Origin of the sequence: Arthrobacter glacialis (assembly GCF_002909445.1) — a bacterium.
Taxonomy (GTDB): Bacteria; Actinomycetota; Actinomycetes; order Actinomycetales; family Micrococcaceae; genus Specibacter; species Specibacter glacialis.
On the sequence record NZ_PPXC01000019.1, the window covers coordinates 53,535 to 67,882 of the forward strand.

A 14,348-nucleotide genomic window follows, 5' to 3' on the forward strand; every position below is an offset into this window, starting at 1 on the left:
CACTCCCTTTCGGAGTGGGCCCTGACTGCGCCTCATATTCTTGGTTGCTGTTGCTACGGCCGGCAACAAAATTTGAAGAAGGCATTTCGTGAAAATTCGACGCATCGGACGGCTATCTAGCATCGTCTTGCTCATCGGTGGACTCTTGGTTGGCGGTCACTTGGCGGCAACCTTGGCGTTTACCGGCCCTCAGACACCGCTCAAACAAGCCCTCCAACCGGCCCTCAACAAGTATTTTCTGGGACCGTTGGACCAAGGCTGGAGCCTCTTCGCGCCAGGCCCGTACTCTCAGAATGAGTACTTCTTGATGCGTGCTTGCGTGAGCTCGGCGGAGGTATGCGCCAAGGGTGAAAGTGCTGGCGCGGAATTCACGGAATGGCAGAACGTCACTCAGCAGGAAATGGACTCCGCTAGGTTCAACATGTTCTCCAACCGGGAATCCAAGCAGTCACGATCCATTCATAGCCGGTTCTGGACAGCAGCTGAGAAACTGTCCGCCAAGGAATCAGCCATGGCGCAGGCCAACCACATTGAGGGGAAACCGGTTTTTGAGGTGGACCTGGATTCGGCCGAGGCGGCCAAGAAGTTTACGCCCAGCGAACTCACCACACTGCAGAACTACCAGCGGCTTGAAGATGTGGCCGTGGGATTTGCTTCCTTGAAAGCCCTGGAGCTGTGGGACGGCAAGGCCTCTATTGTTGAAGTTCGCATGCGCAGGGATCCCGTTGTTCCCTTCGAGCAGCGTCACAACAATGTTGTGGAGACCAGCTCCACATTTATCAAAATCGGCTGGCGTGACGTAAAGACATTCGACGAAGACACCATGGCGGCATGGAAATGAAAAACGAGAAGATCGACGAAATGAGCTCAAACAACGTGGCAGTGCCGAGTGAGGACACCTCCGCACAGCCTCCCACCATTCGCGCGTGGCTGCGCAGCAATCGCTGGGCGCCAGTGAAGTTCATCAACACCATACTGACGTGGTTTGTGGGCAATCGACACGCTGACTACGGCCTGGCCGTCATGCGAATTTCCACGGGAACTCTCACCCTCGGGTGGCTGTTACTCAACATTCCCGTAGCTGCCCGCATCTGGGGACCCGGATCCGCCTACTGGGATGGTTTCAGGGAAATTCTGGGCTATCAATGGCCGCTCGATCTCCTGCGCAACGCTGGTACCGGACCATTCTGGCTGTGGTACGCAGTCACGATAGTCCTGGCAATAGCGTTCCTTCTGGGTTGGCGCACCCGAATTGTCACACCGTTGCTGTTTGTCTTCTACGCCGGTATTAACGCCCAGAATGTCACCATTGCCGACGGCGGAAACTACTTTTTGCGCATCATGCTCATCTACTTGGTGTTCGCAGACATTTCCCGGCGCTGGTCGCTGGATTCACGCCGTCGTGCCAAGAAAAACCTGAAGGAAACCGAAACCGGTACTGTCCTTCACAACTTGGCCTTGATCCTGGTAGTTGGCCAGTTGTGCCTTGTCTATTTGGAAGCTGGCTTGTATAAAGTCCAAGGCCTGCTTTGGCAAAATGGCACAGCCATGTACTACCCACTGCAGTCCGACGCATACGGGGTATTCCCCTGGCTCTCGGACATGGCCACGAATTTCGGTCCGGTTGTAGTTCTAGTGACCTACTTCAGTGTTCTCATCCAGATTGCATTCCCGTTCATGCTCTTCAATAAGTTCACCCGCAGAATTGCATTAGTTGGCATCTTGGCCATGCACTTGGGGATTGCCGTTCTCATGGGATTGCCGTTCTTCTCGGGCGTGATGGCCTCGGCAGATGCTGTCTTGGTCTCCGGAACAACATGGGTGCTGATTGTTGCTTGGCTGGATCGCACTGGTCGCAACATTCTGGGCCGGCTGCCAAAAGCAGCTCCACGGGAAAAATCGGCGGCGGACAGTTCGCCTTCCGCCGCATCTCCAGCTCCGGCCAAACTGCCAGCAACACCAAATTCAGGAACCAAAAAAGATTCAGAGCCGGATTTGACGCCCATCTCCTAGTGTCTTGCACGGCTGCCCACCCCCATGGGTTGTCCGCCACGCCCAACACATGACGGAACGTATTAATACAGAACATTGCGAACTTAAACCAGGCAATGTATTGTTTTTGATCGATCTAATGTCCTGTTGCGATATGATGACCAAAAGTGAGCACAAGGGTTGTAATAGGCGGATAGTCGCCTCTGTTTCCAAATGCCCGGATTAGATGCTCGTCCAAGTTCAGTCTTCTTGCTAACCGGTCGGGTACAGACACATGACTTTTTTGCGAATAACATATTAGAAGAAAAATATTGGGGGAGTTTCTGGCGGTGAAGAGTTGAATTTGGGGATAGCAAGAAATAACTCTAAAATACGTATGGCAGTCGTGGGGTGCGACTATGTAACAGCACTGGGCTTGGCTCAGCTGTTGCAACCGGCAAGTTTCATCGACGTGCTCGGATCGTGTTCGGACTCCGATGAAATTCTGGAGCTGCTAGCAGATCATCCGCTGGACTTGGTCCTTTTGGACGTCGCCATGGGGGAGCAGGAGCTCACGCTTTCCTGCAAAGCACTCAGTAATACACCGTATCCGCCCACTATTGTGATCATGGGCGATGTGCCTGAAGATATTGGCCAGTACCTCATTGGTTGTGGCGCCAGCGCAATTTTGCGCAACGAAACCATCTCCGAGGACCTGCCAACGGCGCTGCGAATGATCCACCGAGGCGGGGCCCTCATTCTCAGCGATACGGCGCGACGGGCAATCAAGTCGCGCAGTGTATTCCTGGACAAAATACATCTCAAGAGATTCGACGACCTTAACGCCCGCGAACAACGCGTGGCCGAAGGGGTCACCTCAGGCTTGACAAACAGTCAGCTGGCGTCCTCGCTGCACATCAGCGAAGCGACAGTGAAGCTGTTGGTGTCCAATGTGATGAACAAGCTTGGGGTAGGAAACAGGGTGCAGATCGCCGTAGTGGTTACCAAGGCCCAAGCGACGTAGTTCAAGCATTAATGGCCTCAAGCAGGGTGCGTCAGCGCCTTTCTTGAGGCCATTTAACTATGGGCCGGAAACACGGCCGAAACATTCCCGACGTTTGAAGTTAACGCCCGGGCGGCGGATGTAACGTGGTGGAAATCATTGGCGCGCCGTAGTGAAACACGCAGGAACCAACATTGTAAGAGTCCAGATTGCACAGCCCCGATGGAGCGGCACGCAGTAACTCTCGCAATGAAAGGCCAGCAGCTAATGAATACTGGCGATACAGCTTGGGTCCTCATATCCGCATCTTTGGTGCTGTTGATGACCCCAGGACTAGCGTTTTTCTACGGTGGCATGACCCGGGCCAAGGGTGTGCTGAACATGATGATGATGAGCTTTGGAGCCATCGCAGTAGTAGCCGTCATATGGGTACTGTTTGGCTACTCGGCAACGTTCGGTACTGACATCGGCGGGGGACTGCTCGGAAACCCGTTTGAGAAGTTGGGTCTGCAGGGTGTTCTCGATACCGGCGACGGAATGCCTCTGGTGGGCACCATTCCGGAAGTTGCCTTTGTGGGATTCCAGGCAGTGTTTGCCATCATTACGGTTGCGCTCATTACAGGCGCCATTGCCGACAGGGCCAAATTTGGTGCCTGGATGCTCTTCGCCGCAATCTGGGTGACAGTCGTCTACTTCCCCGTGGCTCACTGGGTGTTCTCCTTCACCGAGGATGCCGACGGAAACCCCACAGGCGGTTGGATCGGCCAAGGGCTCGGCGTCATTGACTTTGCCGGTGGTACAGCAGTTCACATCAACGCCGGTGCTGCCGCACTAGCCCTGGCGCTGATTCTTGGCAAGCGAAAAGGCTTTGGCAAGGATTCCAGCCACCGCCCGCACAACCTCCCCTTCGTCATGCTGGGCGCCGGACTGCTGTGGTTCGGTTGGTTTGGCTTCAACGCCGGCTCCGCTCTGGGAGCCAACGCCGTGGCCGGCTATGCCTGGATCAATACGCTCGCCGCTCCTGCCGCAGCGATCCTTGGCTGGCTCCTGGTTGAAAAGATCCGCGACGGACATGCAACCTCCTTGGGTGCCGCATCAGGTGCCGTCGCCGGCTTGGTCGCCATCACTCCGGCCTGCTCCGCCTTGACCCCCATGTGGTCGATGGCCCTGGGCCTGCTCGCCGGGGCCGTCTGCGCCTTGGCCGTGGGCCTGAAGTACCGGATGGGCATTGACGATTCTCTCGACGTGGTCGGCGTCCACCTGGTGGGCGGTATCGTCGGAACCCTGTTCATCGGCTTCGCGGCTGATCCCAACTCGCCTGCCGGCGGCCAGGGACTGTTCTATGGCGGTGGGTTTGAACTCCTGGGCAAGCAGGCCATCGGCGCCTTGGCAGTCATGCTTTACTCGTTCATCATTGCGTTCATCATCGGTTGGATCATCAACAAGACCATGGGCTTCCGCATCAGCAGCGAACACGAAGTGGATGGAATTGACGTTTCCGTTCACGCCGAATCCGCCTATGATCTGGGCGGCCGCAGCTCCGGCAGTTTCCAGCCGATGATTGAAAAACTGCCGACGACTTCAGGGTCCAAGGAATCACACACTGAAGAATCGAAGGTTGATGCATGAAACTCATAACAGCAATAATCCGCCCGGAACAGCTTGACGAGGTACGCAACGCCTTAGAAAGCTATGGCGTCCAGGGGCTGACCGTCAGCGGGGCCCACGGCTACGGGCGCCAACGCGGCCACACGGAGGTCTACCGCGGGGCCGAGTACACCGTTGATCTGCACCCCAAGATCCGCATAGAGGTCCTTGCCAGTGACGATCAGGCCTATGACCTCATGGACATCATTGTTGCCAGTTCCAACACAGGAACCGCCGGCGACGGCAAGGTCTGGATGATTGAAGTGTATGAGGCGGTCCGCGTGAGAACCGGTGAACGCGGCGTAGCCGCTATCTAAATCAATAAACGTATGGGCCCACACACCCGAGGGTTCCTTGACCGAGCTTGCGGGGCCAGGGAGGGTGTGGGGAGACGGCGGCATCTGAGGTGAGTGAGTAACTCACCTCAGGTGCCGCCGTCGTTCTTGTGCCTTGTTCTTGCTAGTCGGAGCTGGTGGCCCATCCTTTCGGGCCCAGGCTGCCAGCGGGGTATTCCTCCATGGGGACGTTCCCGGACTTCCACGTGGCAAAGGTTGCTTCCACAATGCGCCAGCATTCCTCAGCTGTGTCCCCGCGCACCGATAGGAGGGGATCCGCGCTCAGCACACCATCCAAAACTTCGCCGTAGGGCAGCAGGGGATCACTGGCCAGCGCTGCCTCCAGATGGACGCGGTCCAGGGTGAACAAGTCCCCAGGACCATTGACGTCCAGGTCAAGGGTCAGCGTTTCCGGCCCAAAGCCAATGTGCAGGCGCGTGGGGGAGTCGGTGCCCTTGAATCCCACCGGCAGATGCGGGACGGGTTTGAACGTAACGACGGCTTCCTTGCGGGCGCGGCCCAGTGCCTTGCCGGAACGCAAAATGAAGGGAACATGCGCCCAACGCCAATTGTTCACATACACCTCAACCTCGGCCAACGTTTCAGTGTCGTTGGCGGGGTCCACACCTTCCTCGGCCAGATAGTCCGGAACCGTGCGGTCACCGATGTGCCCGCTGGTGTAGCGGGCACGCCGGCTGTGGAGGGCCGCATCACCGGAGCCGGCAGGGCCTACAGTGCTGGCCCGCAACACGGCCGCAATATTGGATCGGACATCATTTTCGCCCAACGTTGCCGGTGGTTCCATGGCCATGATCGCCATGATTTGCAGCAGGTGGCTTTGAATCATGTCGCGGCCGGCACCGGCGTGGTCATAGTAGCGGGCACGGTTTTCCAAGGTCAGGGGCTCATCAAAGATGATCTCCACTTTTTCAATGTGCTCACCATTCCAGGAATGCTCCAGTAGCCTGTTGGCGAAGCGCAGCCCCATAATGTTCAGCACAGTGGACTTGCCCAGGAAATGATCCACCCGGTGAATGTGGTCCTCGGGCACCAGCGTGGCGAGGGTGGCATTGAGCTCCTGGGCCGATTCGGTGCTGGAACCAAACGGTTTCTCCATGACCAGCCGTGTGCCTGGCGGCAGGTCACTCTTGAGAAGAATCTGGCACGCTTTCTGGCTGACGGCCGGAGGCAGCGCAAAGTACAGGGCAACCGGTCCCGCAACACCCTTGAGGAACGCGCCCAGCGCTCCCTTGGCTGTGACATCCAGCTGCAGGTAGCTGCTCTCCGACTGAACCCGCCGCAACTCGTCAATGCCGGCAGCGGTGGATTGGCCGCCCGGAGTCAGGGCGTCGGCAAAACTTCCCGTGAGCCGTTCCTGCCACTGCCCGGGGGACCAGTCGTCGCTGCCGGCGCCCACCAGGGACAGCCCGGGAGCACGCCCTGAGGCAATGAGTCGGGCAACTCCGGGCAGCAAAAGCCTGCCGGTGAGATCGCCCGAGGCTCCCAGGATGACGAGCGTCTTGATCCGATCAGCCGCGCCAACCGCCTGGGTCGGGGACCCGGCGTCGTGCGTGGCAGTCGATGCGGCAGGGGAATCACTGAGGGCTGCGGTGTTTTCTATCACCAACTCAGCATGTCACTTCGGCGTGAACAATGCTGGGCAATGCCTGTTTGTGGCGAGGACTTTTCTCTCCTTGCGGCGCTGGTGGCCCGAGACGTGAACGCGCCGGGAGTGTGCAGCGAAGTGGCCCGCTAGTTGGTACCCTTGATAGTTGAGTCCCTCAGGAAAGGGAGCGAGGTGGTGGCCAAGAGCCAACATTTCGCCGGTCTCATCCTGAATAATGTAATTGCCGCGCCCGTCATGCGCGGCCAGGTCAGATGGCCGGGTCGCGCGGGTGCTGGTTAATCCCTGACGAAAGAAGTACGCGGCGCGTGTTCAACTCCCTATCTGATCGGTTGACAGCAACTTTCAAGAACCTCCGTGGCAAGGGCCGGCTCAGCGAAGCCGACGTCGATGCCACAGTGCGCGAGATCCGTCGCGCCCTTCTGGATGCTGACGTTGCAGTGCCCGTGGTTCGCGAATTTACCTCAAAGGTCCGTGAGCGTGCCCTGGGCTCCGAGGTCAATGAGGCGCTGAATCCGGCGCAGCAGATTGTCAAGATTGTCAACGAAGAGCTCGTGACCATTCTGGGTGGCGAAACCCGCCGCATCAATCTGGCCAAGAACCCTCCCACTGTCATCATGCTGGCTGGATTGCAGGGTGCCGGTAAGACCACCTTGGCCGGAAAGCTGTCCAAGTGGCTCAAGGGCCAGGGCCACAGCCCCCTGCTGGTTGCGGCTGACTTGCAGCGCCCCAACGCTGTCAAGCAGCTTCAGGTCAACGGTGAGCGCGCAGGCGTCCCCGTGTTTGCCCCCCACCCGGGTGTCAGCAGCGAATTTGAAAGCGCTACGGGCGATCCCGTAGCCGTAGCCCTGGCCGGTCTGGCCGAGGCGAAGTCCAAGCTGCACGACGTGGTCATTGTTGACACCGCCGGCCGCCTGGGCATTGACGCCGAGCTCATGAAGCAGGCCTCGGACATCCGGGCCGCCATCAACCCCGACGAAGTTCTCTTTGTCATTGACGCCATGATCGGCCAGGACGCTGTTGCCACGGCGCAGGCGTTCAACGAAGGCGTGAACTTCACCGGAGTTGTCCTTACCAAGCTCGACGGCGACGCCCGCGGTGGTGCGGCCCTCTCGGTTGCCTCCATCACCGGCAAGCCCGTTATGTTCGCCTCCACCGGTGAGGGCCTGGACGACTTCGAGTTGTTCCACCCGGACCGCATGGCCAGCCGCATCCTTGACATGGGCGATGTGCTCACGCTCATTGAGCAGGCTGAAAAGAACTGGGACAAGGGCGAAGCCGAGCGGATGGCGAAGAAATTCGCCGACCAGGAAGACTTCACACTGGATGACTTCCTGGCCCAGATGCAGCAGATTCGCAAAATGGGCTCCATGAAGAAGATGCTCATGATGATGCCCGGTGCTGCGAATATGCGCCAGCAACTGGAGAACTTTGACGAGCGCGAGATTGACCGCGTTGAAGCAATTGTCCGCTCCATGACACCGCATGAGCGTGTGGCCCCGAAGATCGTGAACGGCTCACGCCGCGCCCGCATCGCCAAGGGTTCCGGTGTCCACGTATCCGAGGTCAACGGCCTGCTGGAGCGTTTTGGCCAGGCCCAGAAGATGATGAAGAAGATGGCCCAGGGCGGCGGCATTCCGGGCATGCCCGGCATGGCCGGACCCGGCGGCTTCAACAGTGCCCGTAAAGGCAAGCAGAGCCCCAAGAAGAAGGCCAAGTCGGGCAACCCGGCGAAGGCTGCTGCCGAGTTGAAGGCAGCACAGGAAAAGGCGAACGCCCCCAAGGGACTGCCAACAGGTGCAGCCTTCGGTGCGGGAGCCGAGGACTTTGACCCGTCAAACCTGAACCTGCCCAAGGGATTTGAAAAGTTCCTGGGCAAGTAGGCGCCGCAAAACTTGATGCTGCCGATGTGGTCTTTCGCTGGTGATATATCACCAGCGAAAGACCACATCGGCAGCATTCTTTGCGTTCACCGGGTATTTTGTCCGGTAACCTGCTCCAATGAGTAAAACCCGGATTGTGTTTGTCCACGGCGTCGACGGCTTCGGTGCTGCGGCCTGGCCGGCCCAACATCTCCTGGCGGGCCGCTACGACTGTCTCTTTCTCAAGCGGACCGGGTTCGACGCCATCGAGCAGCCCAAAGCGACCGACTTTGCAGCTGATGCACAGATAGTGCTCAACGAGCTTGGCGACGGCGGGCATGTAGTGGCGCACTCCCAAGGTGCCGTTGCGGCCATGATGGCTGCCGTGCAACGCCCCGATCTGATCCACTCCCTGATCCTGATTGAACCGTTTCTGCTCTCCTTGACGGCTGAGCTGCCAGCCACGGCCGCATACTCAACGCATCTTGCGGACCTGGCTGCACGCTCCCACGAGCTCTCCGATGAAGACTATTTGGCGGAGTTCAATACCCTGATGGCAGTTGTACCGACGACGGGCGTGGAGACCTCTGCCCGGGTGGCAGCCAGGGCCCGGTTGCAGGCGCCGTCCACGGATGCGCCGCTGCACATCATTCCCGGAGTTCCCACCACTGTCATCACCGGCGGCTGGGAGCCCCTGTATGAAGAAGTCGCCGAGTATCTGAATGCCACAGGTGCCCGGCATATTGTGCACCGGAACGGGCACAGGCCTCACGATAGCTCCGACGGGGCTGCATTGATTGAGAAGCTCCTTGAGGCAGCCGTTGCCGCACGGCTTGACTAAGCACGGGTAGGGCGCCAATGTCGGCGCCGGAAGTTAGTCTTCTTATATGTTTGAAATACGTCCAGCAGCGTTGAGCGAGTTTGCGCTCCTGCCATCCATAGAGGCGGAGGCGGACACGGCCTTCGAAGCGCTGGACCCGCCCATGAGTATTGCGAATTTCCCACCCCCGGGCACAGCAGCCGATTTCGCCGCCGCCTTCCACATTATGGTTGCGGGGAGGCCTCCGGCCGGTTTTGTCAGGCTGGAAATCGTGGACGGACTGGCACACCTGGAGCAGTTGGCGGTCACGCCCGAGTACGGCCGCCAGGGGATAGGCCGGTCCCTGGTTGCGGCAGCCAAGGCCTGGGCCCAGGAAGCAGGATTCTCCGCCATGACCCTGTGCACTTTTGCTGACGTTCCCTTCAACGGGCCCTTCTACGCGAGTTGCGGCTTCACTGAAATTCCAACTGATCATTGGACCTCGGGGCTGGCCGCTGCACGAGAACATGAATCACAGCTTGGGCTGGATGCCCTGGGCCGGCGCATTGTCATGAAAATTGCACTCAACGTTCCGGAATAAGTTGAAGCTTCAAGTAGTTTGCTACTATATGAGTACAACAAACCTTGGAGACACCATGACCGCACACAAAGACCTGCTTTCCGCCGACCTCACGATGGGTACCGTCATGCTCAGGGTGGGGGACATGACACTCATGAGCAACTACTACCAAACGGCGCTGGGCCTTGACATTGTGGCCGAAGCTGACGGCGGCCAATATTTGGGTCGGGGCAGCACTCCGCTGGTGCACCTGCAGCCTGCCGGAGGTCTGCACCTTCCGGGACGTGGCGAAGCTGGACTGTTCCACACGGCGCTACTTTTCAACGACCAGGCCGCCCTCGCCGCAACTGTTGCCACCGCTGCCCAGTACAGCCCCCAGGCATTTGCCGGCAGCGCCGACCATCTGGTGTCCGAGGCCTTTTACTTCACCGATCCCGAAGGCAATGGCATTGAGCTGTACTGGGACCGCCCCCGCGACTCCTGGTCCTGGAAAAACGGCGAAGTTGAAATGGCCACCCTGTCACTGTCGCCGCAGCACTACCTGGACCAGCACCTCACGGAGGAAGCCGTTGTGGGCCAGCGCCAATCCGGCGCCGATGTTGGTCACGTCCACTTGCAGGTCGGTGACGTGAAAACGGCTGAGAAATTTTATGTGGACACGCTCGGATTTGAAAAGACCTGCGACTTCCATGGGCAGGCGCTATTTGTGTCCGCAGGTGGCTACCACCACCACATGGCCATGAATGTGTGGAACAGCCGTGGCGCCGGGCCGCGCAAGGACACGCTCGGCCTGGGTGAGGTCCTCATCCAACTGCCCCACAAGGACGACGTCGGATCGCTCCATGAGCGGTTGACCCAGCATGGCATTGCTGTGGCCAACACAGGTGCCGAGATCCTCTTTGACGATCCGTGGATGAACCGGATTCGCGTTAGTGTTGATTCCGGAGCATCCACGCAGTAACTGCGATGGGCTCCCCGGAACCCTAAAGTGCCGGAATCCCAACTTGAAAGGCTTATGCGTGGCCAATTACTCAGAGTTCTTCATCGCCGACCACCACCAAGCAGTGGCCCGTGCCAAGGCACGGATGGCAGGCAAGTCGCCGGCTGTAGACGTTCCCGTGTTGCCGACCCCCGGTCTGAGTGACTTTGAGATTGAAGTGCTGGGTGAGTTCGCCGTCAAGGCAGTTCATGCAACAGGCGTGGCAGCCGAGCTGAGCCTGGTGGATATTGAGCTAGACACCCTGTTCGCCGTTCCCGATGCCTTGCTGGAAGTCTTTGCCGAACTGAACGCTCCGGAGGACCCCGAGGAGGTCGTGGACCTGGCAGCCCAATGGGCGGCGGCTGAGGAGATGGAATCCACTCCCGAGGTGACCGAGCCATTGCTGAAGGCCCTTGCCGCCATGGCGGCAGCGGCTGTGACTGCGGCCGAAGAGAATGCCAAGATGGGCTTGTTCTTCTACTCCGCGGATTAGTCCACACGTCCCGGCCGGGTGCTGACCTGGGCTGCGAGATGCACGGTTATCCGGGCATTTTTGTGGCCAAGGTCAGCACTCGCGGCACCATGATGGACAACACGTAGGGTGAAATGCGTAACGAGTGGCATGTGCAAGAAAACTTCTGGCATAATGGACAGGTACTCGATCCGCGCGGCCCCTCTCTCCGCGTGATGGTCCTGTCCTTAGAAATCCGCCGATCGGCCCGCCCCACGGGAGCGTGAAACGGAGTTCGACCCTTTTTCGAACCAGGAGTAACCACAAAAGTGGCTGTAAAGATTCGCCTTAAGCGCTTTGGTAAAATGCGCGCCCCGTACTACCGCATCGTTGTTATGGACTCACACTCAAAGCGTGACGGCCGTGCCATCGAAGAGATCGGCAAGTACCACCCGACCGAGCACCCCTCCTTCATCGAGGTCGACACCGACCGCGCTCAGTACTGGCTCTCCGTCGGTGCTCAGCCGTCCGAGCCTGTTGCCAAGATCCTGAAGATCACCGGTGACTGGCAGAAGTTCAAGGGCCTCAAGGGCGCCGAAGGCACCTTGAAGATGAAAGCTCCCAAGGCAGCTTTCGTTGCACCCGAAGCCAAGAGCGTAGTTATCAAGGAAGCCATCACCAAGAAGGCCAAGAAGGCCGACGCTGATGAGGCACCTGAGAGCACCGAGGCTGAGTAGCTTGTTGGCTGAAGCGCTGGAGCACCTTGTCCGCGGGATTGTTGACTCTCCCGAGGACGTCAAGGTGAGCGTCAAGACCAACCGCCGCGGGGAATCCCTCGAAGTGCGTGTTCATCAAGACGATCTGGGCCGGGTAATTGGCCGACAGGGCCGCACCGCCCGTGCATTGCGCACAGTGGTTGCTGCCTTGGCCAATGGCGAGCCGGTACGTGTTGACGTCGTCGACACCGACCGCCGCCGCTAACCTGCGTCACAGAACTTCGCACAGCCACTAGGCTGGGCAAGTTTTCAGCAGTAAAGCCAAATGTTTGGCCCCGGCACCATAATGGTGTCGGGGCCAAATTTTTTTCCATCTATACCAAGTACTAGGAGTACACATGCAGGTTCAGGTTGCCCGGATTGGCAAACCCCACGGCATTCGCGGCGAAGTGACAGCACTTGTCCTCACCGACGCCCCCGATTCACGCTTTGCCGTCGGCACTGAATTTGTGGTGGAGCCGGCCAAGCTCGGCACGTTGACCGTTAGGAGCTCGCGCTGGAACAAGGACATTCTCCTCCTCGGCTTCGAAGGCACCAACACCCGCAACGATGCGGAGCTGCTGCGCGGCGCCACCTTGTTCTTTGAATCCGATGATGACGAGGACGACGACGCTTGGTACGAACACGAACTGCTGAACCTTGAGGTTCGGGTCGGCACGCAAAAGGTGGGCAAGGTGATTGGTTTGCGCACCCAAGCCGTGCAGGACCTGCTCCTGGTTGAAGACAACGAAGGCGATGAGGTCCTTGTCCCGTTCGTGGACGAGATCGTCCCCGAGGTCAACATTGAAGAAGGCTACGTACTGTTGACCCCTCCGGCGGGTTTGTTCACCGTGAACAAGGAAACAACCGCGAGTGACGAGTCCGGCGAAGCGGCCGACATTGCTAACTCAGAAGGAACGCCCGAATAATGCGGTTTGACGTTGTCAGTATTTTCCCGGAGTACCTGGCGCCCCTGGATTTGAGCCTGATTGGCAAGGCCCGCACCGAAGGGCTCCTGGAGCTGGCTGTGCATGACCTGCGCTCCTACACGGCCGATCGGCACCGCACAGTGGATGACACACCCTACGGCGGTGGTGCCGGCATGGTCATGAAGCCTGAACCGTGGGCGCAGGCGCTCACAGATATTGCCGTGGCCTCTCCCGTGGCGGAGGGCGCCAAGCCCACGCTCATTGTGCCGTCCCCGGCTGGTGAAGTGTTCAACCAGCAGCTTGCTTATCAGCTCGCCGAGGAACAGCATCTGGTGTTTGCCTGCGGGCGCTATGAGGGCATTGACGAGCGGGTGCTGGAGTGGGCGGCTGATCAGTACACGGTCCGTCCCGTCAGCCTGGGCGACTACGTGCTCAACGGCGGCGAAGTTGCCGTGCTGGCCATGGTTGAGGCCATTGGCCGCCTCATCCCCGGTGTGGTGGGCAATCCCGAGTCCCTGATCGAGGAATCACACTCTGACGGTTTACTGGAGTACCCCGTATACACGAAGCCCTCCAGCTGGCGCGAACGTGACGTCCCTGACGTGCTTCTCAGTGGCAACCACGGCAAGATCGCCAAGTTCCGCAAGGAGCTGCAGCTGCGCCGCACGGCCGAGCGCCGCCCCGACCTGATCGATGCCCTTGACGTCTCCAACGTCAGCAAAGCGGAGAAAAACGTTCTCTGGGAACTGGGGTACGCCGTCGTCGATGGCAAGGCAGTACGCCGCGGCGACGCCTAAACCGTGACGATTCGGGTACTTCTGGCCAGCCAGGCGATTAGTCTGCCGGCATGGAGTATGGCAAAATAAGTAGATGTGCCTACTGGGCGCGTTCCTGCCACAGGGGGAGCGTTAGTCAACAGAGCGGCACACCGGTGATCCATCCTAGGAATCCGGTCTAATAATTTTCGATTCCCGTGACTGGCCAGCTTGGCCGTCCATGGAAATCGTGACACAAAGTAAATGACCTGTGGCGTTTGCCTGGAGTGAGAAAAATGCATCTTCTCGATTCCGTTGACGCAGCCAGCCTGCGCAGCGACATCCCCGCCTTCCGTGCCGGCGACACCCTCAACGTTCACGTGAACATCATTGAAGGTTCCCGCTCACGTGTCCAGGTATTCAAGGGCTTCGTCCTTGGCCGCCAGGGCGACGGCGTTCGCGAAACCTTCACGGTTCGCAAGATCTCCTTCGGTGTCGGTGTAGAGCGTACCTTCCCGGTACACTCCCCGGTTCTGGACAAGATCGAAGTTGTCACCAAGGGTGACGTACGCCGCGCCAAGCTGTACTACATGCGCAACCTGCGCGGCAAGGCTGCAAAGATCAAGGAAAAGCGCGACAACCTTCCCACCAAGTAACT

Annotated in this window: 16 protein-coding genes; 15 read left to right on the forward strand and 1 reads right to left on the reverse strand. The window is 59.0% G+C overall.

All coding sequences use genetic code 11. The annotated features are described in order from the left end of the window. The first annotated feature begins 88 nt into the window (after positions 1 to 88). The 5 genes from CVS27_RS18195 to CVS27_RS18215 all read left to right on the forward strand — a co-directional run bounded on the left by CVS27_RS18195 (position 89) and on the right by CVS27_RS18215 (position 4,938). The gene (locus CVS27_RS18195; RefSeq protein ID WP_133162989.1) at positions 89 to 841 is read left to right on the forward strand and encodes a DUF5819 family protein; all 753 of its coding nucleotides are present in this window, start codon (positions 89 to 91) and stop codon (positions 839 to 841) included. After that, positions 832 to 2,013 (forward strand): HTTM domain-containing protein, encoded by a 1,182-nt coding sequence (locus CVS27_RS18200; RefSeq protein ID WP_103467267.1) that lies wholly within the window; start codon positions 832 to 834, stop codon positions 2,011 to 2,013. The genes CVS27_RS18195 and CVS27_RS18200 overlap by 10 nt, the downstream gene beginning before the upstream one ends. Positions 2,014 to 2,368: 355 nt before the next feature. Then, positions 2,369 to 2,995, forward strand: coding sequence for a response regulator transcription factor (locus tag CVS27_RS18205; RefSeq protein ID WP_103467268.1), 627 nt, complete (start codon positions 2,369 to 2,371; stop codon positions 2,993 to 2,995). A 246-nt stretch (positions 2,996 to 3,241) separates the two neighbouring features. Then, complete coding sequence (locus CVS27_RS18210) at positions 3,242 to 4,603, forward strand: ammonium transporter (RefSeq protein ID WP_103467269.1); 1,362 nt, start codon at positions 3,242 to 3,244, stop codon at positions 4,601 to 4,603. After that, positions 4,600 to 4,938, forward strand: coding sequence for a P-II family nitrogen regulator (locus CVS27_RS18215; RefSeq protein ID WP_103467270.1), 339 nt, complete (start codon positions 4,600 to 4,602; stop codon positions 4,936 to 4,938). The genes CVS27_RS18210 and CVS27_RS18215 overlap by 4 nt, the downstream gene beginning before the upstream one ends. Before the next feature lie 142 nt (positions 4,939 to 5,080). Here CVS27_RS18215 and CVS27_RS18220 read toward each other — a convergent pair whose 3' ends face one another. Further along, positions 5,081 to 6,481 carry a glucose-6-phosphate dehydrogenase gene (locus CVS27_RS18220; protein WP_103467298.1) on the reverse strand — a complete coding sequence of 467 codons (1,401 nt, stop codon included), beginning with the start codon at positions 6,479 to 6,481 and terminating at the stop codon, positions 5,081 to 5,083. 407 nt (positions 6,482 to 6,888) lie between these two features. Between CVS27_RS18220 and ffh the strand changes: the two genes are divergently transcribed. The 10 genes from ffh to rplS all read left to right on the forward strand — a co-directional run bounded on the left by ffh (position 6,889) and on the right by rplS (position 14,346). Continuing rightward, entirely contained in the window at positions 6,889 to 8,463 is a 1,575-nt protein-coding gene (gene ffh / locus CVS27_RS18225) for a signal recognition particle protein (RefSeq protein WP_103467271.1), read from the forward strand. Positions 8,464 to 8,581: 118 nt separating this feature from the next. Next, positions 8,582 to 9,283, forward strand: coding sequence for an alpha/beta fold hydrolase (locus CVS27_RS18230; protein ID WP_103467272.1), 702 nt, complete (start codon positions 8,582 to 8,584; stop codon positions 9,281 to 9,283). A gap of 46 nt (positions 9,284 to 9,329) precedes the next feature. Further along, positions 9,330 to 9,842, forward strand: a complete 513-nt coding sequence (locus CVS27_RS18235; protein WP_103467273.1) for a GNAT family N-acetyltransferase — start codon at positions 9,330 to 9,332, stop codon at positions 9,840 to 9,842. A gap of 55 nt (positions 9,843 to 9,897) precedes the next feature. Further along, the gene (locus CVS27_RS18240; RefSeq protein ID WP_103467274.1) at positions 9,898 to 10,782 is read left to right on the forward strand and encodes a VOC family protein; all 885 of its coding nucleotides are present in this window, start codon (positions 9,898 to 9,900) and stop codon (positions 10,780 to 10,782) included. Positions 10,783 to 10,840: 58 nt separating this feature from the next. Beyond that, positions 10,841 to 11,293 (forward strand): hypothetical protein, encoded by a 453-nt coding sequence (locus CVS27_RS18245; protein WP_103467275.1) that lies wholly within the window; start codon positions 10,841 to 10,843, stop codon positions 11,291 to 11,293. Positions 11,294 to 11,580: 287 nt separating this feature from the next. Beyond that, positions 11,581 to 11,988 carry a 30S ribosomal protein S16 gene (gene rpsP / locus CVS27_RS18250; protein ID WP_103467276.1) on the forward strand — a complete coding sequence of 136 codons (408 nt, stop codon included), beginning with the start codon at positions 11,581 to 11,583 and terminating at the stop codon, positions 11,986 to 11,988. A gap of 1 nt (position 11,989) precedes the next feature. Next, a complete protein-coding gene (locus tag CVS27_RS18255) occupies positions 11,990 to 12,232 on the forward strand; it encodes an RNA-binding protein (protein WP_103467277.1) in 243 nt (80 codons plus the stop codon). A gap of 133 nt (positions 12,233 to 12,365) precedes the next feature. Further along, positions 12,366 to 12,935, forward strand: coding sequence for a ribosome maturation factor RimM (rimM, locus tag CVS27_RS18260; protein ID WP_103467278.1), 570 nt, complete (start codon positions 12,366 to 12,368; stop codon positions 12,933 to 12,935). Further along, positions 12,935 to 13,732, forward strand: coding sequence for a tRNA (guanosine(37)-N1)-methyltransferase TrmD (gene trmD, locus CVS27_RS18265; RefSeq protein WP_103467279.1), 798 nt, complete (start codon positions 12,935 to 12,937; stop codon positions 13,730 to 13,732). The genes rimM and trmD overlap by 1 nt, the downstream gene beginning before the upstream one ends. A gap of 254 nt (positions 13,733 to 13,986) precedes the next feature. Then, a complete protein-coding gene (gene rplS, locus CVS27_RS18270) occupies positions 13,987 to 14,346 on the forward strand; it encodes a 50S ribosomal protein L19 (protein WP_103467280.1) in 360 nt (119 codons plus the stop codon). The last annotated feature ends 2 nt before the right edge of the window (positions 14,347 to 14,348 follow it).